The organism is Sphingopyxis sp. 550B (assembly GCF_057401805.1).
This window is the reverse complement of the sequence record NZ_CM171610.1, coordinates 2,125,779-2,150,508: the sequence shown is the minus strand read 5'-3', so window position 1 is coordinate 2,150,508 and position 24,730 is coordinate 2,125,779. Positions and strand designations below refer to the sequence as shown.

At 67.5% G+C, this 24,730-nt stretch carries 19 protein-coding genes and 16 pseudogenes; 14 read left to right on the top strand and 21 right to left on the bottom strand.

Going from position 1 to position 24,730, the window contains the following annotated elements; genetic code table 11:
* Positions 1-295 precede the first annotated feature (295 nt).
* Positions 296-1,108, top strand: a complete 813-nt coding sequence (locus AC2S9W_RS10040) for an SDR family NAD(P)-dependent oxidoreductase (RefSeq protein ID WP_486570698.1) — start codon at positions 296-298, stop codon at positions 1,106-1,108.
* 158 nt (positions 1,109-1,266) lie between these two features.
* On the opposite strand, the pseudogene AC2S9W_RS10035 reads toward AC2S9W_RS10040, so the two are convergent.
* The 6 genes and pseudogenes from AC2S9W_RS10035 to hisG form a co-directional block, all read right to left on the bottom strand.
* Positions 1,267-3,368, bottom strand: a pseudogene (locus AC2S9W_RS10035) (sodium-translocating pyrophosphatase).
* A gap of 177 nt (positions 3,369-3,545) precedes the next feature.
* A pseudogene (gene thiL, locus AC2S9W_RS10030) lies at positions 3,546-4,476 on the bottom strand (thiamine-phosphate kinase).
* Between the two features lie 27 nt (positions 4,477-4,503).
* A complete protein-coding gene (gene nusB / locus AC2S9W_RS10025) occupies positions 4,504-4,956 on the bottom strand; it encodes a transcription antitermination factor NusB (protein ID WP_486570697.1) in 453 nt (150 codons plus the stop codon).
* Positions 4,953-5,563 (bottom strand): annotated as a pseudogene (locus tag AC2S9W_RS10020) (histidinol dehydrogenase). The gene nusB and the pseudogene AC2S9W_RS10020 overlap by 4 nt, the downstream one beginning before the upstream one ends.
* Positions 5,564-5,670: 107 nt before the next feature.
* Positions 5,671-6,133, bottom strand: a pseudogene (locus tag AC2S9W_RS10015) (histidinol dehydrogenase); the annotation flags it as partial.
* A gap of 117 nt (positions 6,134-6,250) precedes the next feature.
* Positions 6,251-6,924 (bottom strand): annotated as a pseudogene (gene hisG, locus AC2S9W_RS10010) (ATP phosphoribosyltransferase).
* 38 nt (positions 6,925-6,962) lie between these two features.
* On the opposite strand from hisG, the pseudogene AC2S9W_RS10005 reads away from it, so the two are divergent.
* Positions 6,963-8,037 (top strand): annotated as a pseudogene (locus tag AC2S9W_RS10005) (DUF2332 domain-containing protein).
* Positions 8,038-8,058: 21 nt separating this feature from the next.
* Here AC2S9W_RS10005 and AC2S9W_RS10000 read toward each other — a convergent pair.
* The 3 genes and pseudogenes from AC2S9W_RS10000 to AC2S9W_RS09990 form a co-directional block, all read right to left on the bottom strand.
* A complete protein-coding gene (locus tag AC2S9W_RS10000; RefSeq protein WP_486570696.1) occupies positions 8,059-8,520 on the bottom strand; it encodes a hypothetical protein in 462 nt (153 codons plus the stop codon).
* A gap of 84 nt (positions 8,521-8,604) precedes the next feature.
* Positions 8,605-8,856 (bottom strand): hypothetical protein, encoded by a 252-nt coding sequence (locus AC2S9W_RS09995; protein ID WP_486572106.1) that lies wholly within the window; start codon positions 8,854-8,856, stop codon positions 8,605-8,607.
* Between the two features lie 23 nt (positions 8,857-8,879).
* Positions 8,880-8,984: pseudogene (locus tag AC2S9W_RS09990) on the bottom strand (DUF1465 family protein); the annotation flags it as partial.
* On the opposite strand from AC2S9W_RS09990, the gene AC2S9W_RS09985 reads away from it, so the two are divergent.
* On the top strand, positions 8,961-9,110 hold the full coding sequence (locus AC2S9W_RS09985; protein WP_486570695.1) for a hypothetical protein: 150 nt from the start codon (positions 8,961-8,963) through the stop codon (positions 9,108-9,110). The pseudogene AC2S9W_RS09990 and the gene AC2S9W_RS09985 sit on opposite strands and share 24 nt — an antisense overlap.
* Before the next feature lie 28 nt (positions 9,111-9,138).
* On the opposite strand, the gene AC2S9W_RS09980 is transcribed toward AC2S9W_RS09985, so the two are convergent.
* Positions 9,139-9,336 (bottom strand): YdcH family protein, encoded by a 198-nt coding sequence (locus AC2S9W_RS09980; RefSeq protein ID WP_067106279.1) that lies wholly within the window; start codon positions 9,334-9,336, stop codon positions 9,139-9,141.
* 122 nt (positions 9,337-9,458) lie between these two features.
* On the opposite strand from AC2S9W_RS09980, the gene AC2S9W_RS09975 reads away from it, so the two are divergent.
* Positions 9,459-9,617 carry a YdcH family protein gene (locus AC2S9W_RS09975; RefSeq protein ID WP_076074740.1) on the top strand — a complete coding sequence of 53 codons (159 nt, stop codon included), beginning with the start codon at positions 9,459-9,461 and terminating at the stop codon, positions 9,615-9,617.
* A gap of 49 nt (positions 9,618-9,666) precedes the next feature.
* Here AC2S9W_RS09975 and AC2S9W_RS09970 read toward each other — a convergent pair whose 3' ends face one another.
* Positions 9,667-9,822 (bottom strand): hypothetical protein, encoded by a 156-nt coding sequence (locus tag AC2S9W_RS09970; protein ID WP_486570694.1) that lies wholly within the window; start codon positions 9,820-9,822, stop codon positions 9,667-9,669.
* Positions 9,823-10,148: 326 nt separating this feature from the next.
* Entirely contained in the window at positions 10,149-10,457 is a 309-nt protein-coding gene (gene dksA / locus AC2S9W_RS09965) for an RNA polymerase-binding protein DksA (protein WP_486572073.1), read from the bottom strand.
* Between the two features lie 39 nt (positions 10,458-10,496).
* Between dksA and AC2S9W_RS09960 the strand changes: the two are divergent.
* From AC2S9W_RS09960 to AC2S9W_RS09945, 4 genes and pseudogenes are all read left to right on the top strand, one after another.
* Positions 10,497-11,158: pseudogene (locus AC2S9W_RS09960) on the top strand (helicase-related protein); the annotation flags it as partial.
* A gap of 183 nt (positions 11,159-11,341) precedes the next feature.
* Entirely contained in the window at positions 11,342-11,623 is a 282-nt protein-coding gene (locus AC2S9W_RS09955) for a type II toxin-antitoxin system RelE/ParE family toxin (protein WP_486570706.1), read from the top strand.
* Positions 11,598-11,890 (top strand): annotated as a pseudogene (locus AC2S9W_RS09950) (addiction module antidote protein). Before AC2S9W_RS09955 ends, AC2S9W_RS09950 begins: the two are co-directional and overlap by 26 nt.
* 91 nt (positions 11,891-11,981) lie before the next feature.
* Positions 11,982-13,485 (top strand): annotated as a pseudogene (locus AC2S9W_RS09945) (S10 family peptidase).
* Between the two features lie 40 nt (positions 13,486-13,525).
* Here AC2S9W_RS09945 and AC2S9W_RS09940 read toward each other — a convergent pair.
* Positions 13,526-13,963 (bottom strand): hypothetical protein, encoded by a 438-nt coding sequence (locus tag AC2S9W_RS09940; protein ID WP_486570704.1) that lies wholly within the window; start codon positions 13,961-13,963, stop codon positions 13,526-13,528.
* Between the two features lie 84 nt (positions 13,964-14,047).
* Between AC2S9W_RS09940 and AC2S9W_RS09935 the strand changes: the two genes are divergently transcribed.
* Positions 14,048-14,749 carry an NRDE family protein gene (locus AC2S9W_RS09935; protein ID WP_486572048.1) on the top strand — a complete coding sequence of 234 codons (702 nt, stop codon included), beginning with the start codon at positions 14,048-14,050 and terminating at the stop codon, positions 14,747-14,749.
* Between the two features lie 15 nt (positions 14,750-14,764).
* Here the strand turns inward: AC2S9W_RS09935 and infC are convergent.
* The 3 genes and pseudogenes from infC to AC2S9W_RS09920 all read right to left on the bottom strand — a co-directional run bounded on the left by infC (position 14,765) and on the right by AC2S9W_RS09920 (position 16,554).
* Positions 14,765-15,298, bottom strand: a pseudogene (gene infC / locus AC2S9W_RS09930) (translation initiation factor IF-3).
* A 180-nt stretch (positions 15,299-15,478) separates the two neighbouring features.
* A complete protein-coding gene (locus tag AC2S9W_RS09925) occupies positions 15,479-15,934 on the bottom strand; it encodes a type 1 periplasmic-binding domain-containing protein (protein WP_486572047.1) in 456 nt (151 codons plus the stop codon).
* Positions 15,935-15,969: 35 nt separating this feature from the next.
* The gene (locus AC2S9W_RS09920) at positions 15,970-16,554 is read right to left on the bottom strand and encodes a hypothetical protein (RefSeq protein WP_486572046.1); all 585 of its coding nucleotides are present in this window, start codon (positions 16,552-16,554) and stop codon (positions 15,970-15,972) included.
* A 117-nt stretch (positions 16,555-16,671) separates the two neighbouring features.
* Between AC2S9W_RS09920 and rsmI the strand changes: the two genes are divergently transcribed.
* The 4 genes and pseudogenes from rsmI to AC2S9W_RS09900 all read left to right on the top strand — a co-directional run bounded on the left by rsmI (position 16,672) and on the right by AC2S9W_RS09900 (position 19,534).
* Positions 16,672-17,532 (top strand): 16S rRNA (cytidine(1402)-2'-O)-methyltransferase, encoded by an 861-nt coding sequence (gene rsmI / locus AC2S9W_RS09915; protein WP_067182573.1) that lies wholly within the window; start codon positions 16,672-16,674, stop codon positions 17,530-17,532.
* A pseudogene (locus AC2S9W_RS09910) lies at positions 17,529-17,878 on the top strand (YraN family protein). The gene rsmI and the pseudogene AC2S9W_RS09910 overlap by 4 nt, the downstream one beginning before the upstream one ends.
* A 43-nt stretch (positions 17,879-17,921) precedes the next feature.
* Positions 17,922-18,872: a glutathione synthase gene (gshB, locus tag AC2S9W_RS09905; protein WP_067182570.1), complete on the top strand. Its 951-nt coding sequence runs from the start codon at positions 17,922-17,924 to the stop codon at positions 18,870-18,872.
* Positions 18,873-18,925: 53 nt separating this feature from the next.
* On the top strand, positions 18,926-19,534 hold the full coding sequence (locus AC2S9W_RS09900; RefSeq protein ID WP_067182568.1) for a DedA family protein: 609 nt from the start codon (positions 18,926-18,928) through the stop codon (positions 19,532-19,534).
* A 7-nt stretch (positions 19,535-19,541) separates the two neighbouring features.
* On the opposite strand, the pseudogene AC2S9W_RS09895 reads toward AC2S9W_RS09900, so the two are convergent.
* From AC2S9W_RS09895 to rph, 5 genes and pseudogenes are all read right to left on the bottom strand, one after another.
* Positions 19,542-20,430 (bottom strand): annotated as a pseudogene (locus AC2S9W_RS09895) (tyrosine-type recombinase/integrase).
* Between the two features lie 42 nt (positions 20,431-20,472).
* Positions 20,473-21,617, bottom strand: a pseudogene (gene hemW, locus AC2S9W_RS09890) (radical SAM family heme chaperone HemW).
* A 31-nt stretch (positions 21,618-21,648) separates the two neighbouring features.
* Complete coding sequence (locus AC2S9W_RS09885) at positions 21,649-22,164, bottom strand: DUF2239 family protein (protein WP_486570703.1); 516 nt, start codon at positions 22,162-22,164, stop codon at positions 21,649-21,651.
* Between the two features lie 58 nt (positions 22,165-22,222).
* Positions 22,223-22,862 (bottom strand): annotated as a pseudogene (rdgB, locus tag AC2S9W_RS09880) (RdgB/HAM1 family non-canonical purine NTP pyrophosphatase).
* A 1-nt stretch (position 22,863) separates the two neighbouring features.
* Positions 22,864-23,580 carry a ribonuclease PH gene (gene rph / locus AC2S9W_RS09875; RefSeq protein ID WP_486570702.1) on the bottom strand — a complete coding sequence of 239 codons (717 nt, stop codon included), beginning with the start codon at positions 23,578-23,580 and terminating at the stop codon, positions 22,864-22,866.
* 106 nt (positions 23,581-23,686) lie between these two features.
* Between rph and hrcA the strand changes: the two are divergent.
* Positions 23,687-24,726: pseudogene (hrcA, locus tag AC2S9W_RS09870) on the top strand (heat-inducible transcriptional repressor HrcA).
* The last annotated feature ends 4 nt before the right edge of the window (positions 24,727-24,730 follow it).

Sequence of the window (24,730 nt, the reverse complement as noted above, 5' to 3'; positions counted from 1 at the left end):
TGCCGAGACAGGAAAAGCGCCAAAAGCCGGGTGCCTCCGCCCTCGCAGCGAGGCGGAACGAAGCAGTTCGGGCGGCGCTCGCCAGTCTATGACGACAAGGGATAGGCTCCATCGGAAACGACGAAAGCGCCCCCGGCCCGGCGGCGGGAAGAGGCAAACTGTCGGCGTGATGATAGATAGTATAACAGAGTCGCAACAAAATTGCCAGCCCCGCACGGAAATCCGCGGTTGGGCGCCTTGACGACCGGATCGACGCGTTTCAGGTTGAGACTGAATCACAGATAGGGATGCCGGCATGAAAGAGCAAATATGGTGGGTTACGGGCGCCTCGTCGGGGATCGGTGCGGCGCTGGCGCGCGGCCTGTCCGCGCGCGGTGCAAGGCTGATCCTGTCGGGACGCAACGTCGCGGCGCTCGAGGAAGTGGCGAAGGATTGCGGCGCGGGCACGATGGTCCTGCCGTTCGAGGCGACCGATTTCGACGCGCTGCCGCGACTCGTCGAAGAGGCGTGGGGCTGGTGCGGCCGTATCGACGGGCTGGTGAACAACGCCGGCATCTCGCAGCGCAGCCTGGCGATCGACACCGATTTTTCGGTCTATGAAAAGATCATCGCGGTCGACCTGCTGGCGCCGATCGCCCTCACCCAGCAACTCCTGCCGCGCATGGTCGGCGCGGGCGGCGGCCAGATCGTCGCGATTTCGAGCGTCGCGGGGATCGCGGGCGTGCCGCTGCGCAGCGCCTATTGCGCCGCGAAGCACGGGCTGATCGGCTATCACGACAGCGTGCGCGCCGAAAACGAGCATCTGGGGCTGAAGGTACTGGTGGTCGCGCCGGGATCGGTCGCGACCAACGTCAGCCGCAACGCGCTCAACGCCGACGGCAGCGTGCGCGGGGAAAGCGACGCCGCGATCGACAACGGCCTGTCGCCCGAAACCGCCGCCGCGCAGATTCTGGACGCCGTCGCGCAGGGCAAACGCGAGATCGTCGTCGCGGAGGGCCCGGAGGCACAGATCGCCGCGCTGCGCCGCAGCGACCCCGACGCGCTGTTCGACCGGATGAGCGCGATGGTCCAGGCCGGCTATGCGAAACAGATGAAGGCCGAGCGCTAAGTCGACCCTATCGTCATTGCGAGCGGAGCGAAGCAATCCAGAGCGGTTTACGCCACTCTGGATTGCCGCGTCGCCTTCGGCTCCTCGCAATGACGAACAAAGAAAAGCCCCGCCGGATCGCTCCAGCGGGGCTTTCTTTCACCCGGGACGGGAAGCGATTACATCGCGTGTCCCGCCAACGCCGCGAGCAGCAGCAGCGCGACGATGTTGGTGATCTTGATCATCGGGTTGACGGCCGGACCCGCGGTATCCTTGTAGGGATCGCCGACGGTGTCGCCGGTCACCGCGGCCTTGTGGGCTTCGCTGCCCTTGCCGCCGTGGTTGCCGTCCTCGATATATTTCTTGGCATTGTCCCACGCGCCACCGCCCGAGGTCATCGACAGGGCGACGAACAGCCCGCCGACGATCACGCCGAGCAGCAGGGCGCCGAGCGCGGCAAAGCCGTTAGCCTGCCCCGCAACCGCCGAGATGACGTAATAGACGACGATCGGTGCCAGCACCGGCAGCAGCGACGGGATGATCATCTCCTTGATCGCTGCCTTGGTGACGAGGTCGACCGTGCGCGCATAGTCGGGCTTCGACGTGCCCGCCATGATGCCGGGATCGCCCGCGAACTGCTCGCGCACGTCCTTGACCACATCGCCCGCCGCGCGGCCGACGGCGGTCATGCCCATCGCGCCGAACAGGTAGGGCAGCAGCGCGCCGAGCAGCAGCCCCACGATGACGTACGGATTTTCGAGGCTGAAATTGACCGTTAGATCGGGGAAGAATTCCCGAAGGTCGGTCGTATAGGCGGCGAAGAGAACCAGTGCAGCAAGCCCCGCCGAACCGATCGCATAGCCCTTCGTCACCGCCTTGGTCGTGTTGCCGACGGCGTCGAGCAGGTCGGTCTTTTCACGGACCGAATCGTCGAGACCCGCCATTTCGGCGATCCCGCCGGCGTTGTCGGTCACCGGACCATAAGCGTCGAGCGCAACGACCATGCCGGCGAGCGCGAGCATCGCGGTCGCGCCATAGGCGATGCCGATCAGGCCCGCGAGCTGATAGGCGATGATGATGCCCGCGACGATGACGAGCGTCGGCAACGCGGTGGCTTCGAGGCTGATCGCAAGGCCCTGGATCACGTTGGTGCCGTGGCCCGTTTCCGAAGCCTTGGCGATCGAGCGCACCGGACGGAAATTGGTGCCGGTGTAATATTCGGTGATCCAGATGATCAGGCCGGTGATGACGAGACCGAGCAGCGAGCAATAGAAGAGCGCGCGGCCGGTGAATTCGGTGCCCGCAATCGTCGCGTTCATGTCGCCGAGGACATAGCCGGTCGAAATCCAGATCGCCGGAACCGCCGGATCGCCGAGACGAGGAAGCCCTTGTACATCGCGCCCATGACGTTGTTCGAGCCGCCGAGGCGGACGAAATAGGTGCCGATGATCGAGGTGATGATGCACACGCCGCCGATCAGCAGCGGCAGCGCCATCAGGCCCGGCAGCAGATCGCCCGCGCCCTTGAGCAGCAGCGCGGTCAGCACCATGGTGGCGCCGACGGTGACGACATAGGTTTCGAAGAGGTCGGCGGCCATGCCCGCGCAGTCGCCGACATTGTCGCCGACATTGTCGGCAATCACCGCGGGGTTGCGCGGATCGTCCTCCGGAATGCCGGCCTCGACCTTGCCGACGAGGTCGGCGCCGACGTCGGCGGCCTTGGTGAAAATGCCGCCGCCGAGACGCGCGAAGATCGAGATCAGCGAGGCGCCGAAGGCGAGCGCGACGAGGCCGTCGACGACCGTGCGGTCGTCGCCGCCGACCGTCCGGCCCATCTGGACCGTCAGCACCCAGTAGAAGACCGCGATCGCGAGCAGCGCGAGCCCGGCCACCAGCAGGCCGGTGATCGCACCGGCGCGGAACGCCAGCGTCAGACCCGCCTGCAGCCCCTTCTGCGCCGCGGCGGCGGTGCGCACGTTCGAGCGGACCGAGATGTTCATGCCGATGAACCCGGCAACACCCGACAGGATCGCACCGATGGCGAAGCCCGAAGCTGAAACAGGGCCGAGCGCCCAGAGGACGATCGCCGCGACGACGACGCCGACGATGGCGATGGTGCTGTACTGGCGCTTCAGATAGGCCTGCGCCCCTTCCTGGATGGCGCCTGCGATTTGCTGCATCTTTTCATTACCGGCCGAGGCGCCGAGCACCTGGCGGGAGGTAATGAATCCATAGAGCACGGCCAAAAGGCCGCACGCTATCGCGATCAAAACCGGATTCATGCGTGTCTGTTCCTTCCCCATTGAAGGAGGCGGACACAGGCTGGCAGTCGAGACGTCCGACTTGTCGATGCCGGTTCGCTCTTTCCCCTGATGCGACCGCCCCAATTGGTGGCGGGGTTATGGGAAGAAAGGCGGCCAAGGGCAAGCCCGGTTTCGGCGCCTCCGCCTCGTCGCGGATCAGTGCATGAAACCGAGCCGGTCGGGCAGTGCGACGCGCTGCGCTCCGTCGATCACCACGATCCCTTCGCCGACCCCGGCGTGGCCGATCGGGGTCACGGCGATATTGAGCGCCTCCGCCGTTGCACGGATGACGGCGCCGGCATCGGGGTCGGCGGCGAACAATAGCTGATAATCGTCCCCCGCCGTGGTCGCCGCCAGCCGCGTGTCGAGCACGTCGGGACGCACGGCGAGCAGCGCCGCCGACAGCGGCACCGCATCGAGCCGCAGCGTGATCCGGCAACCGCTCGCCGTCGCCATCCGCTGCGCGTCGATCAGCAACCCGTCGGACACGTCCATCATGGCGCGGACATGCGGCGCGAGCGCCTGCCCCAGCGTGAGCTGCGGCTGCGGGCGGCTATAGGCGGCGAGACACGTCTCGTTGGCGTCGATCTCCCCAAGTCGCATCGCGAGGCCGGCCCCGGCGTTGCCGATCGTCCCGCTGACCCAGAGCCGGTCGCCGGGCTTCATGCCGCTGCGCGACGGCGCACCCTCGGCCGGCGCCCGGCCGATGGCCGTCAGACCGAAGCTGCGCGGCGCCCCCGCCGGAACGCCGACGGTATCGCCGCCAAGCAAGGGCAGGCCGTAGCGGCGCAGCACGATGTCGAGTCCGTCGGCAAAGGCGGCGTCCCAGCCGCATCGCCCGCCAGACTATAGCCGAGCAGCACCCCGACCGGCGTCGCGCCCTTCGCAGCCAGTCGGAAAGGTTCACCGCAACGAGCTTCCATGCGGCGTCCTGCGGGCGCTCGTCGGGAAGGAAATGCACGCCCTCGACGATCATGTCGTGGGTAAGGACGAGATCGCCCAGCACGGCGGCATCGTCAGCGAGCCCACGCGCAGCGGGGTCGGTCGCGATGCCGCGCAGGCGGGCGATGAAATCGGCTTCGGTCACAACACAACCCCGTTCGCCCTGAGCGGTTCACCCCTTCGCCCGCACATCCTTGCCGATCGCATCGAGCAGACCGTTGGCGAACCCCGCCTCGCGCCCGTCGAAGAAGGCCTTTGCGACATCGACATATTCGCTGACCACCGCGCCGACCGGCACATCGCCGCGCGCGATCAGTTCGTAGGCGCCGGCGCGCAGGATCGCCTTCATCGTGCGGTCGAGGCGGTCGAGCGTCCAGCCGCTCGCCAGCCGCGCGGCGATCGCGGCGTCGACCTCGGCCTGGCGCGCGAGCGCGCCCTTCACGATGTCGTCGAAGAAGGGGACGTCGGCCTCCGCATATTCGGCATCCTCGATGATGGCGCCGATGCGATGCTGGTGGAATTCATGGAGGAGCTGCGCCGTAGGCGTGCTCTCCATCTCGTGCTGATAGAGCGCCTGCACGGCGGCGAGCCGTGCGGCGGAGCGGGACTGGGCGCGTTTGTTCATGGCTTTGCCTGTTCGAGTCTGTTCTGGACGCTGAGCGCATGGGCGGGAAGCCCCTCGGCCTCGGCGAGCGCGACCGCGGCCGGACCGATCGCCGCCAGCGCGCCCTCGTCGAGTGCGAGGAAGCTGGTGCGCTTCATGAAGTCGGCGACCGACAGCCCGCTCGAGCGCGCACGGCGGCCGGTGGGGAGGACATGATTGGGGCCGGCGACATAATCGCCGATCGCTTCGGGCGTCTGGCGGCCGAGGAAGACCGAGCCGGCGTGGCGCACCTTGGCGAAGAGCGCGTCGGCTTCGGCCGCATCGACCGCGAGTTCGAGATGCTCGGGCGCGAGCCGGTCGCACAAGGGGATCGCGGCGGCCAGCGTCGGCACGATGACGATCGCGCCGTTGGCATCCCAGCTCGTCCGCATAGTCGCTTTGGTCGTCAGATTAGGAATCTGATGCTCTATCGCCGCCGCTACCGCATCGGCGAAAGCATTATCATCGGTGAAGAGGATCGACTGGCTCGTCGGGTCGTGCTCGGCCGGCTGAGCAGGTCGGCGGCGATGACATGCGGGTCGTTCCGGGCGTCGGCGACGACGACGATCTCGCTCGGACCCGCGACCATGTCGATGCCGACGACACCGTAAAGCTGGCGCTTCGCCTCGGCGACCCGGCGTTGCCGGGGCCGGTGACGACATCGACGGGCGCGATCCGATCGGTGCCATAGGCAAGCGCGGCGACCGCCTGCGCGCCGCCGACGCGCCATATCTCGTCGACGCCGCCGATATGCGCCGCCGCCATGACGACGGGATTGATCGTGCCGTCGGGTGTCGGCGTGACCATCACGATGCGCTCGACCCCTGCGACCTTGGCGGGAAGGATGTTCATCAGCACCGACGAGGGATAGGCGGCGCGTCCGCCGGGAACATAGACCCCCGCCGCATCGACCGCGCGCCAGCGCGCCGAGCCGCGCGCCCGCCGCGTCGCGATAGTCGCGGTCCGCCGGACGCTGCGCTGCGTGATAGGCGCGGATGCGCTCCGCCGCGAGGTCGAGCGCCGCGCGCAGGCCGGGCGCGAGCGCGTCATAGGCGGCGGCGCATTGCGGCTTCGAGATGCTCCAGCCGCTCGCGTCGAGGTCGAAGCGGTCGAAACGGCGCGTATAGTCGGCAAGCGCCGCGTCGCCTTCCGCCTTCACCCGCGCGACGATCGCGGCCACGTCGGCCGATACACCCGAATCGCTTTCGCGCCGGTCGTCGACCAGCGCGTCGAAGGCGGCGCGAAAACCGGGAGCGGAGGCGTCGAGCCGTCGCACTCAATTTCCTCCGACGGGACTCGACACCGCCTCGCGGAACCTTTCGACCAGCGCCGGCACCTCGGCCGAGCGCAGCTTGAACGCCGCGCGGTTGACGATCAGCCGCGCCGACACCTCGCTGATCACCGTCTGTTCGGCGAGTGCGTTCTCGACCAGCGTCCGCCCCGTCGAGACGAGGTCGACGATATGCGACGCAAGTCCCAGCTTCGGCGCGATCTCCATCGCGCCGTTGAGCTTGATGCATTCGGCCGGATGCCTTGCCCCTCGAACCAGCGGCGCGTCGTCGCGGGATATTTGGTCGCGACGCGGATATGGCTGGCGCCCCCGAAGTCGGCGGCACCCGGCGGCGAACTGCCCGCCGGCCCGGCGAGCGACAGGCGGCAGTGGCCGATGCCGAGATCGACGGGCGCGTAAAGTTCCGAATAATCGAACTCGTCGATCACGTCGGACCCGACGATGCCGAGTTGTGCCGCGCCGTGCGCGACGAAGGTCGCGACGTCGAACGCGCGCACGCGGATCAGTGAGACATGCGGCTGGTTCGTCCCGAACACCAGCGCGCGGCTCTTCTTGTCGAAGAAATCCGCCGCAGGTTCGATGCCGACGCGCGCGAGCAGCGGCAGCGCCTCGTCGAGGATGCGTCCCTTGGGGATGGCAAAGATGATCGGTTCGGGCATAAGCACCGCGCCCATAAGCGGCGACGGGAGAAAGGGCAATGAGCGAGCGCTACGAGTTCATCGACATCGGCGCGACCGGCGCCGATGCGGTGCGCACCGCCTTCAGGAACCAGGTCGCCTATTGCCGCGCCGCCGACGCCCCCGTGACGGCGCGGATCGTCGCGGCGCTCGCGACGCTGATCGACGCGCCCGCGACCGGATTCGCCCGGCGCATGGCGGAATGGCAGGGCGCGCCGCTTGCCGACGCGCTGCCGCTGCGCGCCGCGGGCGGGCTGCATGCGCTGCACTTGTCGGGCGCCGCGCCCGAGCTTGCACCCATCTATGCCGATGCCGACGACATCAACGACGCCGCGATCGTCGCTGGAGTCGTCCAGCGGCAAGAGGCGGCGCTGCTGCCGTGGCTCGACGGTCCGCCGCAAACCAACGAGGCGGGGCGGTCGTCGAACTTCATCGCAGCGATGCTGTGGCTCGCCGAGCAAGGCCTTCCGCCGCACTTCGATTGCCTCGAAATCGGATCGAGCGCGGGGATCAACCTGATGATCGACCGTTATCATTACGATCTGGGCGGCGTGCAGGTCGGGCCTCGACCCGGCGTCATGGCCTTCACCCCCGAATGGCAGGGAAACCATCCGCCGCAGCTGCCGATCGAGATCGCGGCCCTGAAGGGATGCGACGTCGCACCGGTCGACCTGACCGATCCCGCGCAGGCGCTGCGGCTCAAGGCCTATATCTGGCCCGAGCATGCGGTGCGCTTCGCGCGTATGGAAGCGGCGATTGCTGCGGCGCGCGAAACCGGATCTCGTTCGCGCCTCCGCCGCCGATTTCGTCGAGGCTGAACTGAAAAAGCCGCAGGCGGCCGGCACCACGCGCCTGCTGATGCACTCGATCGTCTGGCAATATGTGCCCGAGGACCAGCAGATGCGCGTGACGACCGCGATGGAGGAAGCCGGCGCCGAAGCGACGCCCGACCGCCCGCTCGCACGGATCGCGCTCGAAGCCAACCGCACCGTGCATCATCACGAACTGGTCGTGCGCCATTGGCCCGGCGGCGAAGCGGGCCGCCTGCTCGCGCGCTCGCACCCGCATGGTGCGTGGGTCAAGTGGACCGGATAATCGGGAACGCGCGAACGGTTTTCAGGCGCTCGCCGCCGCGATCGGATTCGCCCCCGCCAGCAAACCCCGGCATCCGGTGAAGACGCCGCCCAGCACGCTGCAGATCTCGTCCCATACCTGCCGCTCGTCGGCGGCATCGGCGGGAATGCTTTCGGCGATCACGTCGATCGTCGCATCGACCAGCCCGCGATACCAGTCGAACGATACCTGAAGCGTGAACTGATGATGCGGAACCGAATTTTCGAGCAGGATCTCGATCTCGGTCGGGCGTTCGAGACAATACATCAGGCAATAGAGGCAGTTGTCGACCATCTCGTGCTCCAGCGCCGAGGTCCGCCCCATTCCGTGTCGCTCGAAACTGGCCGCGGCGTCGGGGTGCCGCGCATAATAGCGCGCCATCACCACCGGCGTGATGTCGCCGATCGCGTCGGCCGCTCGCGTCAGGCTGCGATCGAGCAATTCCAGTTTTTGCGCACGGTCCATCTCCAACTTCTCCTTTTTTCAAAGGAGTATTTCAAATGCGGGTTTTAAGGCAAGCGTTATGCGCACCGGGAGGATGCGCACGCGTCAGAGGCGCGCGGCGATCTCCGCCAGCATGTCGTGCACCGGCGTCGGCGCGGCGGGCGCATCCCAGCCCGCCTCGAGCGCGGCAACGCGTTCGAACAGCCGCTCGCTCGCCATGACGACGCGGGCGACCGGGGCATCGAAGCGGGCGCAGACAGACCAATCGGCCGGGACGGGATCGCCGATGCGCGCGGCGCTGTCGTCGGGTCCGGCCCCGGATCGCCGGCGATCATCGCGCGGCGGTGGAGCAGCCATGCGATGATATGCATCAGCCGCGCCGTCGTCTTGAGCGATTCGCAGGCGAGACCGACCTGAAGCAGGCCATCGCCGCCCGGATCGCGCATCGCTGCAAAGGCCGCATGCGCCTCGTCGGCGAGCAGCATCGCTTCGACATAGAGATTTTCGACCTGCGCGCGATGAACCGGCCGGCCGATTCCGCGCATGCCCGACTGCCGCTCGTCCATCGCGCGGCCATGCCACGGTCGCGGCGCGCACCGCAACGCCGCTAACCATCTTTCCGGCGCGCGACCGGACGGATCAGGCGATGATGTCGGGCAGAAGCTGATCCTCGCACCATGCGATCTCGTCCCGCAGCCGCAGCTTGTGCTTCTTCATGCGGGCGAGCTGGAGCTGGTCGGGAACCGTCGCCGTGGCGAGCGCGATGATCGCCGCATCGAGGTCGCGATGCTCGGTCCGAAGCCGTTCGAGGCGCTGGGCGATGTCTTCCGGATTCACGCCCGTCTCCTGCCACGGCCACCGCTGGTCCGCAACGGGGACCGTCCGGCCGAATCGTCACGACTTTCGGGGCAATTCATGTTCTACTCGCCCCTGCCCACCCGATTCGAAAGGAAGGCCTCATGAGCACATCGCACCTTTCTGCCCTGAAGTCCCGTCACGCGGACCTCGACGCGAAAATTGCGAATGAAGAACGGCGCCCATCGCCCGATGCGGCCCTGCTGGCGCAGATGAAAAAGCAGAAGCTGAAAATCAAGGAAGAGATGCTCGCGTTCGATTGAGCGAGCCCCGACTGCTACCGCCGGCTGATGCCTTCCATCGCGAAGCGCGTCAGCGCGGGCGGTAGAAAGGCCCGTTGAGCGCTGAAATGTGCGGGGGAACCTCCATTTTGCGAACCACCTGACGGCGCACCGCCTGCGGATCGACCGGCCGGTCGAACGCGACGCCGAACTTGCCGTCGCCGATCCAGACGATCCGCCCCGGCACCGGGCCGATGTTGCGCAGATCGACTTCGACCGCCCCGCCCTGTTCGAGCCCCTGATCCGGCCCTGCACCTCGGCGAGCATGCCGCCCGCCGACAGGTTGCGGACGCGGACGAGCACCGTATCGGGCGCCCCCGCCAGTTGCAGCCGCGCCTGCATGAACAGGCTGTCGCGGTCGGCGCTTCGCGACAGCGCCGCCACTTCCTCGTCGACCGATGTGTGTTCGTGGGATTCCATGCGACCCGTTCCCCGCTTGATTCAGGGGACGAATCTAGGCAGCAGCCCTTGCGATATTGTAAATGGCGCCGACGCCTTCCGAGCCGGCCGCGATCAATCCTCGCGCGAAATGCGCTCGTTGCGCTCGTGGCGCTCCTGCGCCTCCAGCGTCATCGTCGCGATCGGACGCGCCTGAAGCCGCGCGAGCGAGATGGGTTCGCCGGTGACCGCGCAATAGCCATATTCGCCTTCGTCGATGCGGCGGATCGCGGCGTCGATCTTGGCGATCAGCTTGCGCTGGCGGTCGCGGGTCCGCAGCTCGATCGCCCAGTCGGTCTCGCTCGACGCGCGGTCGGCGAGGTCGGGCTCGCGCAGCGGACCGTCCTGCAGATGCGCCAGCGTCGATTCGGCTTCGGAAAGGATCGACTTCTTCGAGCGAGCAGGAGGCCGCGGAAATAGTCCTCGGACGTCGAGACGCTGGAGCGCATCGAGATCATCCGCGACCTGCGGCTCGGCGTGTTCGACGTGCTCGTCGGCATCAACCTGCTGCGCGAGGGGCTCGACATTCCCGAATGCGGGCTGGTCGCGATCCTCGATGCCGACAAGGAGGGCTTCCTGCGCAGCGAGACCAGCCTCGTCCAGACGATCGGCCGCGCGGCGCGCAACGTCGACGGGCGCGTCATCCTCTATGCCGACCGCATCACCGGCAGCATGGAGCGCGCGATGCGCGAGACCGACCGCCGCCGCGAAAAACAGCAGGCGTATAACGCCGAACACGGCATCACGCCGACGACGATCAAGCGCAACATCGGCGACATCATCGCGCATGTCGCGTCGAAGGACCGTGTCACCATTGATCTGGGCGACGACAAGCCCGACCATATGGTCGGTCACAATCTGCGCGCCTATATCGCCGAGCTCGAAGAAGATGCGCGACGCCGCCGCCGACCTGGAGTTCGAGGAAGCCGGCCGCCTGCGCGACGAGATCGCCGGCTGGAGGCCGACGAACTGGGCCTGCCCCGGACGAACAGGTCGCACCGCGCGTGGGACGCTCGAACGAAGGCAAGCCGGGAACGCGCAAGGGACGCTTCGGGAAGCAGAGCAAGACGAAGTGGGGGCGGTAGGCGATTGAATTGCCGCGCCTGGCGCATGAGTGTCCGCTAGCGGACACCCGTCGCGATCCGATCCGAAACTATGAATGAGCGGCGGCCAAGGACGGCAGCGGATCAGAATTGGGTTGACATGAGCGATAATGTCTCGTATAAAGGACAAGTGATCGAAGTTCGGCGAACGCGTCAGTTCGATAAATGGCTCCGCGCTTTACGGGATCGTCGGTCCCTGTTGCGGATTGCCGACAGGCTGAGGCGCTTTGCATCCGGCCATGCGGGCGACAGAAGCCGGTCGGCGAGGGTGTGCACGAGTTGAGGCTCGCATTCGGGCCGGGATATCGAATCTATTATATGTGGCGCGATACCACGCTGGTACTTCTGCTGATCGGTGGCGACAAGGATAGTCAGGCGCGCGATATCGCGAAGGCCAAGGAACTGGCAAGGGAAGCAGACAATGGGATTGACGACGACGCGCTTTGACCCGGCCGACTATATCGAAACGGCCGAGGATATCCGTTTCTACCTCGAAGCAGCGATGGAAGGGAACGACCCCAAGCATATCGCCTGCGCCATCGGCGATGTCGCCCGTTCCAAAGGCATGAGCGAAATCGCTCGCAAAACGGCCTTGGCCGGCAGGCGCTTTACAATGCGTTGTCGGAAAACGGCAACCCGACACTGGAAACGCTGACCGCCGTGCTGGACGCGCTCGGCCTGCAATTGTCGGTGCAACCCAAAAAGGCCGCCTGACCGCTTCGACAAAAGGACGATCCCCGCCGACGAGCGCCCTTGCTCCCTCCCGTGCGCTGCCTAGGGTCCGCGCGCAACTGGGGAGAATGAGATGAAATCTGGTCTGTCGCTGATCGCCTTGGCGCTTGCCTTCGCAACGCCCGCCATGCTGCATGCCGAGGATGCCCCCGCTGACAAGGTAAAGGCGGAAAAATCCACCGACTATGAGCCGCAAGTCCGTACGACGAAGCTGTCTGGCACGTTCGGGGGCAGCGCGTCGCCTATGCCGCGACGATCGGCGAAACGATCCTCAAGAACAAGGACGGCGTGCCCGAGGCCGCGATCGTCACCACATCCTATGTCAGGGAACCGCGCGATCCCAGCCGCCCGGTGACCTTCCTGTTCAACGGCGGCCCCGGTTCGGGTACCGTGTGGCTGATGATGGGCGCCTTCGGTCCGAAGCGCGTGGCGATCCCCAGCGACGCGCGCGACGACGGCGCCCCGCCCTATCCGATCGTCGATAATCCCGATTCACTGCTCGACGTCACCGACATCGTATTCATCGATCCCCGGGCACCGGCTTTTCGCATCTGATCGGCAATGCCAAGCCCGAGGATTATTACGGCGTGACGCAGGATGCGAAGGCGGTCGCCGAAGTGATCCGCCGCTGGCTGAACGACAATGGCCGCTGGAACAGCCCCAAGTTCCTGGGCGGCGAAAGCTATGGCACGACGCGTTCGGCGGCGGTCGCCAACCAGTTGATGAACGTCACCTACAATGACGTCGGCCTCAACGGCATCATCCTGATCTCGACCGTGCTCGACTTTGCGGCCGGGTCCGACGCGCCGGGCAACGAACTGGGCTTCATCACCAATCTGCCCTCGATGGCCGCAACCGCGCTCTATCACGGCAAGGCGAGCGCGTCCTCGGTCGAACAGTTCGTCGAGGAAGCGCGGCAATGGGCGATCGGTCCCTATGCCGCGGCGCTGCTGAAGGGCCAGAAGCTGCAGGGCGACGAGCGCGCGCAGATCCGCCGCGAGCTTTCGCGCTTCACCGGCCTGTCCGAAACCTTTCTGGAAAATGCCGACCTGCGCGTGACGCCGGGCCGTTTCTACAAGGAATTGCTGCGCGATCGCGGGCTGACCGTCGGACGGCTCGACAGCCGTTATACCGGCCGTGACTACGACAATGCCGGCGAAGAGCCCGACAACGATCCCAGCTTCTATGGCATCGACGCGAGCTATACCGCCGCGATCAACAGCTGGTCGCGCGAGACGCTGGGGTTCAAGACCGACCGCGAATATCAGTCGATCGGCGGCATCGGGCGGCTGTGGGACTGGCGCATCGGCGGGCGCGACACCAACGCCTATCTGAACGTCGCGCCCTATATCGGGCAGGCGCTGCGCGAGAACAGCGGATTGCGCGTGTTCGTCGGACAGGGCTATTACGACTTCGCGACGCCCTTCTTCGCCGCCGAATATTCGCTGTCGCGCACCGGCATCCCGCAGGACCGCGTCGAATATCAATATTATGCCGCGGGACACATGATGTATATCCGCGACGAGGACCGCCACAAGCTGGCGTCCGACATCCGCGCCTTCATCCGCGCGCGGTAAGGAAATGGACAGGGGCGCTTGATCGGCGCCCCTTTTCCGTTCAGCGCAGAACGCCCGCTGCCGCCTGTCGCCGCGCGTAGATGAAGAGCGCGATCGCGACGATCCAGACGATGGCGGAGAAGACCATGGGGAACGTCCCGAACAGGCGCTCCAGATCGCCATAATGCAACCCGAACTGATAGAAGCTGCTGACCGCAAGCCCGACCAGCGAGGCGGCGAACGCCGTCACCGCATGCCGGCTGCGCGCGAGCAACAGGATCGACCCCAGCACCGCGCCCCAGACGCCGAGCGCCCAGCCGGCGCTGGCCCATAGCGGAAAGCCGTGGAAATAGGCCTGCTGCTCGGGCGTGAAAGCGCTCAGATAATCGGCGTTGCGCAGCTTGGTCATCGTATAGTCGAACGCACCGATGGCGTTCCACAACAGGGTGAGAATGCCGACGATCCACAGATGGAACGGCGCCTTGCCCATTTCGCTCATATCTTCCTCCCTCCCCGGAAAAGACGGAGCGATATCTATCATGTCCCGCTTGGCAAATCATCACCCAAGCACGATATGGCCGGCATGTGCGTCGTCGCCCTCGCCCGCCACGTCCATCCCGACTGGCCGCTGATCCTTGTCGGCAACCGCGACGAGTTTCATGCGCGGGCCGCCGCGCCGCTCGCGGAATGGGGCGACGGCAGCGGCATCATCGCCGGACGCGACCTGCAGGCGGGCGGAACCTGGCTGGGGGTGCATCCCGCAAGCGGGCGCGTCGTCGTCGTCACCAACGTGCGCGGCGCCCCGCCCGATCCCGGCCGTGAATCGCGCGGCGAACTGGTCGCCGACCTGCTGCGTGGTGAAGGGCGCTTCGCCGACCCGCAGTGCGCCGACCTCGACCGCTTCAACGCCTTCAACCTGCTGACGGTCGACCGGGGCGGCGCGCGGCTGCTGACCAACCGGCCGGAACCGCGCGTCGAAAGGCTGACGACGGGAATCCATGCGCTGGCGAACGAGCTAACCTACAGCCCATGCGCACGCGCCACACGCCTGCGCGCGGCGCTGGCGTCAGCGACCGCGGCGGCGGCCGATCCCGAAGCCTTGCTCGACATGCTGGCCGCGGACGACACCCCGGCGCTGTTCCTGCACGGCGAGGTCTATGGCACGCGCTGTTCGACCCTCGTCGCCATCGCGGCGGACGGACGCGCACATATGGTCGAGCGCCGATACGAAGCGGGCGGCCGCCCCATCGGAACGACCGCCCTCGATTTTCGTACCGGTTTCTGAAGCCGCGGCGTCGGCCTACTTCGGCGCGAGCACCATCAGCATCTGGCGGCCCTCGGTGCGCGGATGCGCCTCGACCTTCGCGATCTCGGCGGTCATTTCCGCGACCTTCTGCAGCACGGCGAGGCCGAGCTGGGTGTGGCTCATCTCGCGGCCGCGGAAGCGCATCGTCATCTTGACCTTGTCGCCCTCGCCCGGAAGTCGAACACCTTCTTCATCTTCACTTCGAAGTCGTGGTCGTCGATGTTCGGACGCATCTTGATCTCCTTGATCTCCTGCGTCTTCTGCGTCTTGCGGGCGGCATTGGCCTTTTCTGGGCTTCGTACTTGAACTTGCCCACGTCGAGGAACTTGCACACCGGCGGGTCGGCGTTGGGGAAACCTCGACCAGGTCGAGGCCGACCTCGGCCGCCTGTTCGATGGCTTCGGCAGTCAGCATTACGCCCAGATTTTCGCCTTCCTCGTCGATCACGCGGACCTTGGGAGAGGCGATGAACTCATTATATCGCGGGCCGTTCTTCGGCGGCATAGGCGCCAGCGGGCGGCGGGTCATGGGCGGGCGTATAGCTGTATCTCCTCACATCATTTCGACAGGCACGCGGGCGCCCATGCGGAACATGGGCGGATGCGCGCACTGTCCATATAGTGAACGGGCGCGCGCCGTAAAGGCCGCGCGTGCCGATCGGACGACACTTTCCGCCCGACTGTGGCGCCTATGCCACGCCCCGGCGCGTCACCATTTGGCCGGGGCGGGATCGACGACGCGGAAACCGCCGGCGCCGACCTCGCTGACCTCGAGCGCGCGAACCGCGATGCCGCGATTGTTGAATCGGAAGATGCCGTCGATACCGCCGAAACCGTCGGCCGCAAGCAGCCGGTTCACCGGAAAGGCGGTGCCGGGTTTCCAGTCGCGCGCGATGCGCACGGTCAGCAGCACCGAATCATAACCGAGGCTGGCGAGCCGATAGGGCGCCTTGCCGTAGCGGGCACGATATTTGGTCGCGAGCTGGCCGTAGAGACCGTCGGAAACGCTGGCGAACCACGCGCCGCGCATCGCGGCGTTGCTGCCGAGCGAGGCGTCGGTGTTCCACAATTCGGTGCCCAATATCTGCTTGCTGCCCGCGCCCTTGACGATCGGCACGGCGCGGATTGCATTGCCGCCGACATCGGCGATCAGCACCGCGTCCATCGCGCCGCCGTTGGCGAGCCGCCGCGCCGCGCCGGTCAGCGCCGCCGCGGTGCGATCGTAGGTTTCGACCGCGACCAGCGTCCCCCGGCTTCGCGCACCGCGTCGCGGAACGCGGCCGCCGCGCGGTCGCCATAGACATTCTTGGGCACCAGCGCGCCGAAGCGCTGATGCCCTTGCCGCGCGCGAAGGCGACGACGCGCTCGACCGACTGGCCCGGCACGAAGCCCAGGATGAAGACGCCGTTGCCCGCGACCCCGCTGTCGTTCGAGAAGCTGAGCACGGGCACCTTGCCGCGCGCGCGATCGGCGCGACCGCCGCGACATCCTCGCTGAGCAGCGGACCCGGATCAGGCGATTGCCATCGGCGACTGCCTGCCGCGCCGCCGCAGCGGCGCCGAGCGCGGTGTCGTAGGTGGTGATGCGAACCTTGTCGGCGCGCGTGTCGAGCAGCGCCAACGTCGTCGCATTGGCGATCGCGGTGCCGACGTCGGCATTCGCCCCCGTCTGCGGCACGAGCAGCGCGACGCGGTGGCGATCGGTGTCGGTCGGCAGGCCGGGGCCCACGGTCTCGTCGGGGTTTTCGGGCGGCGGCGGCGCCGCGGGACCGCCCGATTTGGGCACGACCGGCAGGCCGCGAGCAAGCCGCCGAGCGCCAGCGTCGCCATTCCACGCAGCAACCGGCGCCGCCGCAACGCATTGTCTTGGCGCTCGACGACGCTTTCTGCCATTTTCGGCGACATGCCGGATTCGACCATTTCTCAATCTCCCTTGCCCGGTCTCTATATCGTGGCGACCCCCATCGGCAACCTCGGCGACATCACGCCGCGCGCTGCGGCGTTGCTTGCCCGCGCCGACGTGATCGCCGCCGAAGACACGCGCGTGACGGCGAAGCTGCTGTCGCACCTGGGTTTGCGCGTTCCGATGACCCCCTATCACGACCATAGCGACGAACGCGCGCGCGCCGCGCTGGTTGCGCGCATGGAAACCGATGTGGTGGCGCTGGTGTCGGACGCGGGCACGCCGCTGATCTCCGATCCGGGGTACAAGCTGGTGCGCGATGCGCGCGCGGCGGGGCGGCGCGTCACCACCCTGCCCGGTCCCTGCGCCGCGATCGCGGCGATCACTCTGTCGGGCCTGCCGAGCGACCGCTTCCTGTTCGCCGGCTTCCTGCCGTCCAAGGCCAAGGCGCGCAGCGAGGCCATCGCCGAACTCGCCGGGCTGCGCGCGACACTGGTCTTCTATGAAAGCGGACCGCGCCTCGCCGCGACGCTCGCCGCGCTGGCCGAGGGACTCGGCAACCGCGCCGCGGCCGTCGCGCGTGAGATCAGCAAGTTATACGAGGAATGCGTCACCGGGTCGCTCGGCGAACTGGCCGCGCGCTATGCCGACGCACCGCCGAAGGGCGAGATCGTCGTCATAGTCGCGCCGCCCGCCGACAATGTCGTCGAAGAGGCCGACGATGCGGCGGTCGACGATGCGCTGCGCGCCGCGCTTGCCGATCAGCCGGTCGCCAAGGCGGCGAAGGCGGTCGCCAAACGCTATGGGCTCGACCGGCATGCCGTCTATGCCCGCGCGCTGGCACTGAAGGACGGGGCGTGAGCCGCGCCGTCGCCGAGGCGCGCGGCCGCCGCGCCGAAAATCGCGCCGCGTGGTGGCTGCGGCTGCACGGCTGGCGGATATTGGCCCGACGGCTGCGCGTTCGCGTCGGCGAGGTCGATCTGGTCGCGCGGCGCGGACGGACGGTCGCCTTCGTCGAGGTCAAGTGGCGCGACCGCGCCGCCGACCTCGACTTCGCGATCGACGCCGGCGCCTGCGCCGCGTCGCGGCGGCGGCGGAAATGCTCGCCCCGCGCTTCGCGCGGCCGGGCGACGAAACCCGCATCGACGTGATGCTGCTTGCGCCGGGGCGCTTGCCTCGCCATCTGGTCCACGTCTGGCAGCCCTGACGCGGCTCGCCGGAAAATTCGGTCGCCCCGGAAGGAGAATGAGATGACCCTGCGCGCCGCCGTGCAAATGGACCCGATGGACGGCATCAACATTGCCGGGGACAGCAGCTTCGCGCTGATGCTGAAGGCGCTCGAACGCGGCCATATCCTCTATCATTACGACGTGCGCGGCCTGACATGGGAAGCGGGACGGCTGACCACTCCGGCCCATCCGGTGCTGGAGGTGAAGCGCGTGAAGGGCGACCATTACCGGTTCGGCGACCCTGTCACCCTCGACCTCGGCCGCGATGTCGATGTCGTGCTGATGCGGCAGGACCCGCCGTTCGACCTTGGCTATCTGACCGGCACCTGGCTGCTCGAGCGCATTCGGGACAAAACGCTGGTGGTCAATGATCCGGTGTCGGTTCGCAACGCGCCCGAAAAGGTGTTCGTGCTCGACTTTCCGCAGTTCATGCCGCCGACGATGGTCACGCGCGACCTGAACGCGGTGAAGGATTTCCACGCGCGGCACGGCGCGCTGGTGATCAAGCCGCTGCACGGCAACGGCGGCAAGGCGGTGTTCCGCATCGACGAGGCGGGCACCAATCTGGGCGCGCTGGTCGAACTGTTCGGACAGGTCTGGCCCGAACCCTTCATGGTGCAGCAGTTCCTGCCGAGCGTCAGCGAGGGCGACAAACGCATCGTCCTGATCGACGGCGAGGTCGCGGGCGCGATCAACCGCAAGGCGGGCGAAGGCGAGTTCCGCGCCAACCTGGCGGTCGGCGGCTATGCCGAGGCGGCGGCGCTGACCCCGCGCGAAGAGGAAATCTGCGCCGCGCTCGCTCCCGCGCTCCGGGAACGCGGGCTGATCTTCGTCGGCATCGACGTGATCGGCGGCGAATGGCTGACCGAAATCAACGTCACCTCGCCCACCGGCATCGTCGCGATCGACAAGTTCAACAACAGCGACACCGTGGGAATGATCTGGGACGCGATCGAGCGGCGGGTCGGGTGACAGGTTCGATGACGGACGCGGATCGAACCGCCCTCCCTCGCGTTAAGCCCCGCATGACCGACTTCATTCTCGATCTGATCCAGGCGTGGGGCTATTTCGGCATCTTCGTCCTGATGTTCCTCGAAAACGTCTTTCCGCCGATCCCGTCCGAGGTGATCATGGGGCTGGGCGGCGTCGCGGCCGCGCAGGGGCGCTTCGATTTCTGGACGCTCGTCGCGGTCGCCGTCGCGGGGACGACCGCGGGCAACTGGGTATGGTACGCGATCGGCCGCTGGATCGGCTATGAGCGGCTGAAGCCCTTCATCGACCGCCACGGCCGCTGGCTGACGCTCGACTGGCGCGAGGTCGAGCGGCTGCACGCCGGCTTCCTGAAATATGGTCCCGGCATCGTCTTCGCGGCGCGCTTCATGCCCGTCGCGCGGACGATGGTATCGCTGCCCGCGGGCATGGTGCGGATGAACCAGGCGAAATTCCTGCTGTGGACCGCCGCCGGATCGACGATCTGGATCGCCGCGCTGGCGGGTGCCGGGCAATGGTTCGGCAAGCGCTTCGCCGCGATCGAGCAGCTGGTCGGACCGCTCGCGCTGATCGCGATCGGGACGCTGATCCTGTTCTACCTGTGGCGCGTCGTCACCTGGAAGCCGCAGCGGCCCGGCGACTGAACGCCGGTCAGGCGCGCGGGTGCGCGTTGCGGTAGATGTCGAGCAAATGCGCGGCATCGACCGCGGTATAGACCTGCGTCGAAGCGAGGCTCGCGTGGCCGAGCAATTCCTGCAACGACCGCAGGTCGGCACCGCCCGCGAGCAGATGTGTCGCGAAGCTGTGGCGCAGCGCGTGCGGTGTCGTGCGCTCCGGAAGCCCGAGAGCGCGGCGCGCCGACCGCACGCTCGCGCGCACGACGCCGGGCTGGAGCGGGCCGCCGCGCGCGCCGAGAAACAGCGGCATTTCTTTCGCGATCGGCCATGGGCAGGCCTCGACGTAACGCGCCACCGCGGCGGCAACCGCGGGCAGGATCGGCACGATCCGCGTCTTGCCGCGCTTGCCGGTGACGCGCAGTGTCTCGCCGAGCGGGAGCGCGGCGCCGGTCAGCGACAGCGCTTCGCCGATGCGCAGCCCCGCGCCATAGAGCAGCAGCAGTAGCGCGAAATCGCGCGCGCCCGTCCAGCCCTGCCGGGCATTATCCTCCACCTCGTGCGCAAGATCGAGCGCCTGGTCGGGCGCGACGGGGCGCGGCAACCCCTTGCGGACGCGCGGGCCGCGCATCTGCGGCACGCTGGCGTTCGAGCCGCCGACGAAGCGCAGGAAGGTGCGGATGGCGGAGAGTTCGCGTGCGGCCGATGCGTTGCCCAGCCCCGGCGCGGCGCGCGGCCAGATAGGCGCGCAGGTCGCCGGCGGACAGCGACCGCAGCATCGCCGCATCGACCGCACCGCCGCGATGCTCCATCAGGAAGGCGCAGAAGCGCTCGGCCGTCGCGACATAGGCGCGGCGCGTATGCTCCGACCGGCGCCTTTCGTGCGCCAGATGGGCGTGCCAGTCGCGGATGACGTCCTGCGGCAAATCCGGATTCCGTTTGGGCTGAAAGGGCTTCGGAGGGCGAGTCTAGCCGGTCCGCACCACTTCCGAAAGAATCGAGTCGAGCAGCAATATCCCGGCGTCGGTGACCGCCAGTTGATCGCTCTCCTGCACCAAAGCCCCTGTCCCGCCAGCCGCGCGACCGCCCCGGCATCGACGAAGGCATCGCGTGCCATCCCGCTGCGCGTCTCGACGCGCGTCAGGTCGACGCCCTCGGTCAGGCGCAGGCCCATCAGCATCGCCTCGGTCGCGCGCTCGTGCGGCGGCAGGTCGGTTTCGACCTTCAGGCCGTGGCCGTTGCGCGCGACGGCGGACAGGAAATTCTCGGGCTTGCGGTGCCGCTCGGTCGCCTGCGCAAGTCGCCGCCCGTGCGCGCCGGGGCCGATGCCGGCATAATCGCCATAGCGCCAATAGGTCAGGTTGTGCCGGCTCTCCTCGCCGCGGCGCGCGTGGTTCGACACTTCGTAGCGCGGCAGGTCGGCCGCGCGCGTCGCCGCCTGCGTCGCGTCGAACAGATCGGCGGCAGCATCGCCGTCGGGGATGACGAGATCGCCCTTCGCCGCGAGGGTGGCGAAGCGCGTCCCCGGCTCGATCGTCAGCTGATAGAGCGACAGATGGCCGGTGCCGAACGCCAGTGCCTCGGCAAGCTCCACCTCCCACGCGGCGAGCGACTGGCCGGGACGCGCATAGATGAGGTCGAAACTGACGCGCGCGAAATACGCCTGCGCCGCGGCGATCGCCCGCCGCGCCTCGTCGCCGCTATGCGCCCGGCCCAGGAATTCAAGGATTTGCGGATCGAAGCTTTGAACCCCTATCGATACACGATTGACCCCGGCAGCGGCGAGCGCGGCGAAACTGGCGACCTCGACCGAATTGGGGTTCGCCTCCAGCGTGATCTCGCAATCGTCGATCAGCCCCCATGCCGCGTCCGCCGCCGCGATCACCGCCGCGACCGTCTGCGGCGGCATCAGGCTGGGGGTGCCGCCGCCGAAGAAGATCGACGAAACCTTGCGACCCGGCAGCAGCGCCGTCTCGTGCCGCAGGTCGGCGAGCAACGCGTCGCGCCATGCCACTTGATCGACGCGCTCGCGAACATGGCTGTTGAAGTCGCAATAGGGGCATTTCGACACGCAGAACGGCCAGTGGACATAAAGGGCGAGCGGTTCGGCCATGGGGAGCGATATAGGGCGCGGCGCGCGAATGTCAGCCGGCGATCAGGCGCCGGATATGATCGCGCACATCGTCCGGCCACTCCGCGATCAGACTGTCGAACGCCGCGCTATCGTCGCGGTACAGCGCGCGCAGCGCCTCTTCATAGCCCGGCAGGTTGCCGCACATATGGCTCATGAAATGATAGGCGGCATCCTTGCGCTTGCGACCGTCACCGGGCGCCCGGCTCGCAGCCTCGACCAGTCGGCGCAGCGCGGCGGAGGCGCCGCCGGGCTGTTCCGCCAGCCAGTCCCAATGCCGCGGCAGCAGCGTCACCTCGCGCGCCTTGACGCCGAGTCTCGGGCGACCCACCGACGATGCCGGCGCGGTCGTCGCGGCGTCCCAATAGTCGAGGTCGACCGGCTTGCCGGTCGCATCGTCGAAAACGAGGATCGCGCCGAGGTCGCCCGGATAGCACTCCTCCAGCCGTTGCCGGACGATCATGCGCGACCCCGATACGAGTGATGTGGCGCCAAGGAAGGCGGTTACGGTTTGAATATCTTGTTGCATGCCGGCCGATTACACCCGGATAAAATTGGAGTCAATAATATCCGGGTAAAATAAGCGATCAGCCGAAAACACCCGCCACCAGCTTCGCAAACGCATCGGCGCGGTGGCTGATCGCGTGCTTCTCAGTCGGGTCTATTTCCGCATAGGTCTGTGGCTTGCCGGACGGAACGAAGACCGGGTCATAACCAAAGCCCAGCGTGCCGCGCGGCGGCCAGGTCAGGCTGCCCTGCGCGCGCCCTCGAAAACCTCGGCATGACCGTCGGGCCAGGCGAGCGCGAGGGTGCAGACGAAGCAGGCGCTGCGGTCGACCCCGGCCCCTGTTCGGCGAGCAGCCCCTCGACCTTGCCCATTGCCATATACCAGTCGCGGCCGGCCCAATCTTTTCCCGGCTCGCCCTCGAACCATTGGCGTTCGGCCCAGTCGGCAGTGTAGACGCCCGGCCGCCCGCCGAGCGCCGCGACCTCGAGCCCGCTGTCGTCGGCAAGCGCTGGCAGGCCCGCGGCGGAGGCGCTGGCGTGGGCCTTGAGCAGCGCATTCTCGGCGAAGGTCGTGCCCGTCTCGGCCGGCTCTGGCAGGCCGAGGTCGCCCGCCGACACCGGATCGATGCCATAAGGTGCGAGCAACGCCCGGATTTCGCGTACCTTGCCCGCATTATGGCTGGCGATGACGAGTTTGCCGGGAGCGAGCTTTCGGGTCACGTCAGCGCCCCACCGCCTTCGCCTGTGCTGCGAAAATCTCGGTGCAGCCGATGCGGGCGAGGCGGAGCAGGCGCAGCAGGCCTTCCTCGTCATAGGTCGCGCCCTCGGCGCTCGCCTGCACCTCGACGATCTGTCCCTTGCCGGTGAGCACGAAATTGCCGTCGGCCCCCGCAGTCGAATCCTCGTCATAGTCGAGGTCGAGCACCGCGGTGCCGTTGTGGATGCCGCACGAGACGGCGGCGACCTTGTCCTCGATCGGATCCTCGGCGATCGCCTTGGTGGCGAACAGCTTGTCGACCGCTAGGCGCAGCGCGACCCACGCGCCGCTGATCGCCGCGGTGCGCGTACCGCCGTCGGCCTGGATCACATCGCAGTCGAGGACGATCTGCCGCTCACCGAGCTTCTTCATATCGACGACGGCGCGCAGGCTGCGCCCGATAAGCCGCTGAATTTCCTGCGTGCGGCCCGATTGCTTGCCCTTCGCCGCCTCGCGGCTGCCGCGCGTGTGGGTGGCGCGGGGAAGCATGCCATATTCGGCGGTCACCCACCCCTGCCCCTTGCCGCGCAGGAAGGGCGGCACCTTTTCCTCGACGCTGGCGGTCACCAGCACCTTGGTGTTGCCGAAAGCGACGAGGACGCTGCCCTCGGCGTGGATGGTGAAGTCGGTTTCAATCGCGATGGGGCGCATCTGGTCGGGCGCGCGGCCGGAAGGGCGCATGTCGTCTGTCTCCTCGTGAAGCTGTGCCGGCGCTTAGCGGCGTTGACGATCCGGCGCCACCCCGCAATGCTTGCCCCCGCCCCGCCCCATCCCTAAATCTGCTTCCATGACCACGCCGCCGATCATCGAACTGACCACGCGCGCACGCGACGTGTTCCGGCTGGTGGTCGACGCCTATCTGGAGACCGGCCAGCCGGTCGGATCACGCACGCTGTCGAAACTCGCGACGCTCAACCTGTCGCCCGCCTCGATCCGCAACGTGATGCAGGACCTCGAGGAACTCGGCCTGCTCGCCAGCCCGCACACCAGCGCCGGGCGCCTGCCCACCGAGCAGGGGCTGCGCCTGTTCGTCGACGGGATGATGCAGGTCGCCGAACCGTCAGCCGAGGATCGCGCGCAGATCGAGGCGAGCCTCGCCGAGGGCGGGCCGATCGAGCGCGCTCGCGCACGCGACCGCCGCGCTGTCGGGCCTGTCGGCCTGCGCCGGGCTGGTGCTGGTTCCGAAGCACGAGCGGGTGCTGAAGCAGGTCGCCTTCGTCCCCATGTCCGACGAGCAGGCGCTCGTCGTCCTCGTTGCAGCCGACGGGACGGTGGAGAATCGCGTCATCGCGATCCCGCCCGGCCTTCAACCCTCGACGCTGGTCGAGGCGGGCAATTATGTGTCGGCGATGCTCGCCGGCCTGACCCGCCGAGGCGCAGACCCGCGTGCGGCGCGAACTGGAGGCCGAACGCATCGCGATCGACCGCGCCGCCGCCGACCTGGTGTCGCGCGGGCTGGCCATATGGTCGGTCGACGGCGCCGACCGACCGGTGCTGATCGTACGCGGTCAGGCGAATCTGCTTGACGAATGCGCGGTTGGCGACCTCGACCGCGTGCGCCTGCTGCTCGACGAACTGGAGACGAAGCAGGACATCGCGCATCTGCTCGACAGCGCGCGCGAGGGCAGCGCGACGCGTATTTTCATCGGGTCGGAGAACAAGCTCTTTTCGCTGTCGGGTTCGTCGGTTATCGCCGCGCCCTATCATGGCAGCGACGGACGCGTCGTCGGCGTCGTCGGGGTAATTGGTCCGACACGCTTGAACTATGCGCGCATCGTACCCATGGTGGACTTTACCGCACAATCGCTCTCCAGACTGATACGATAGGGTT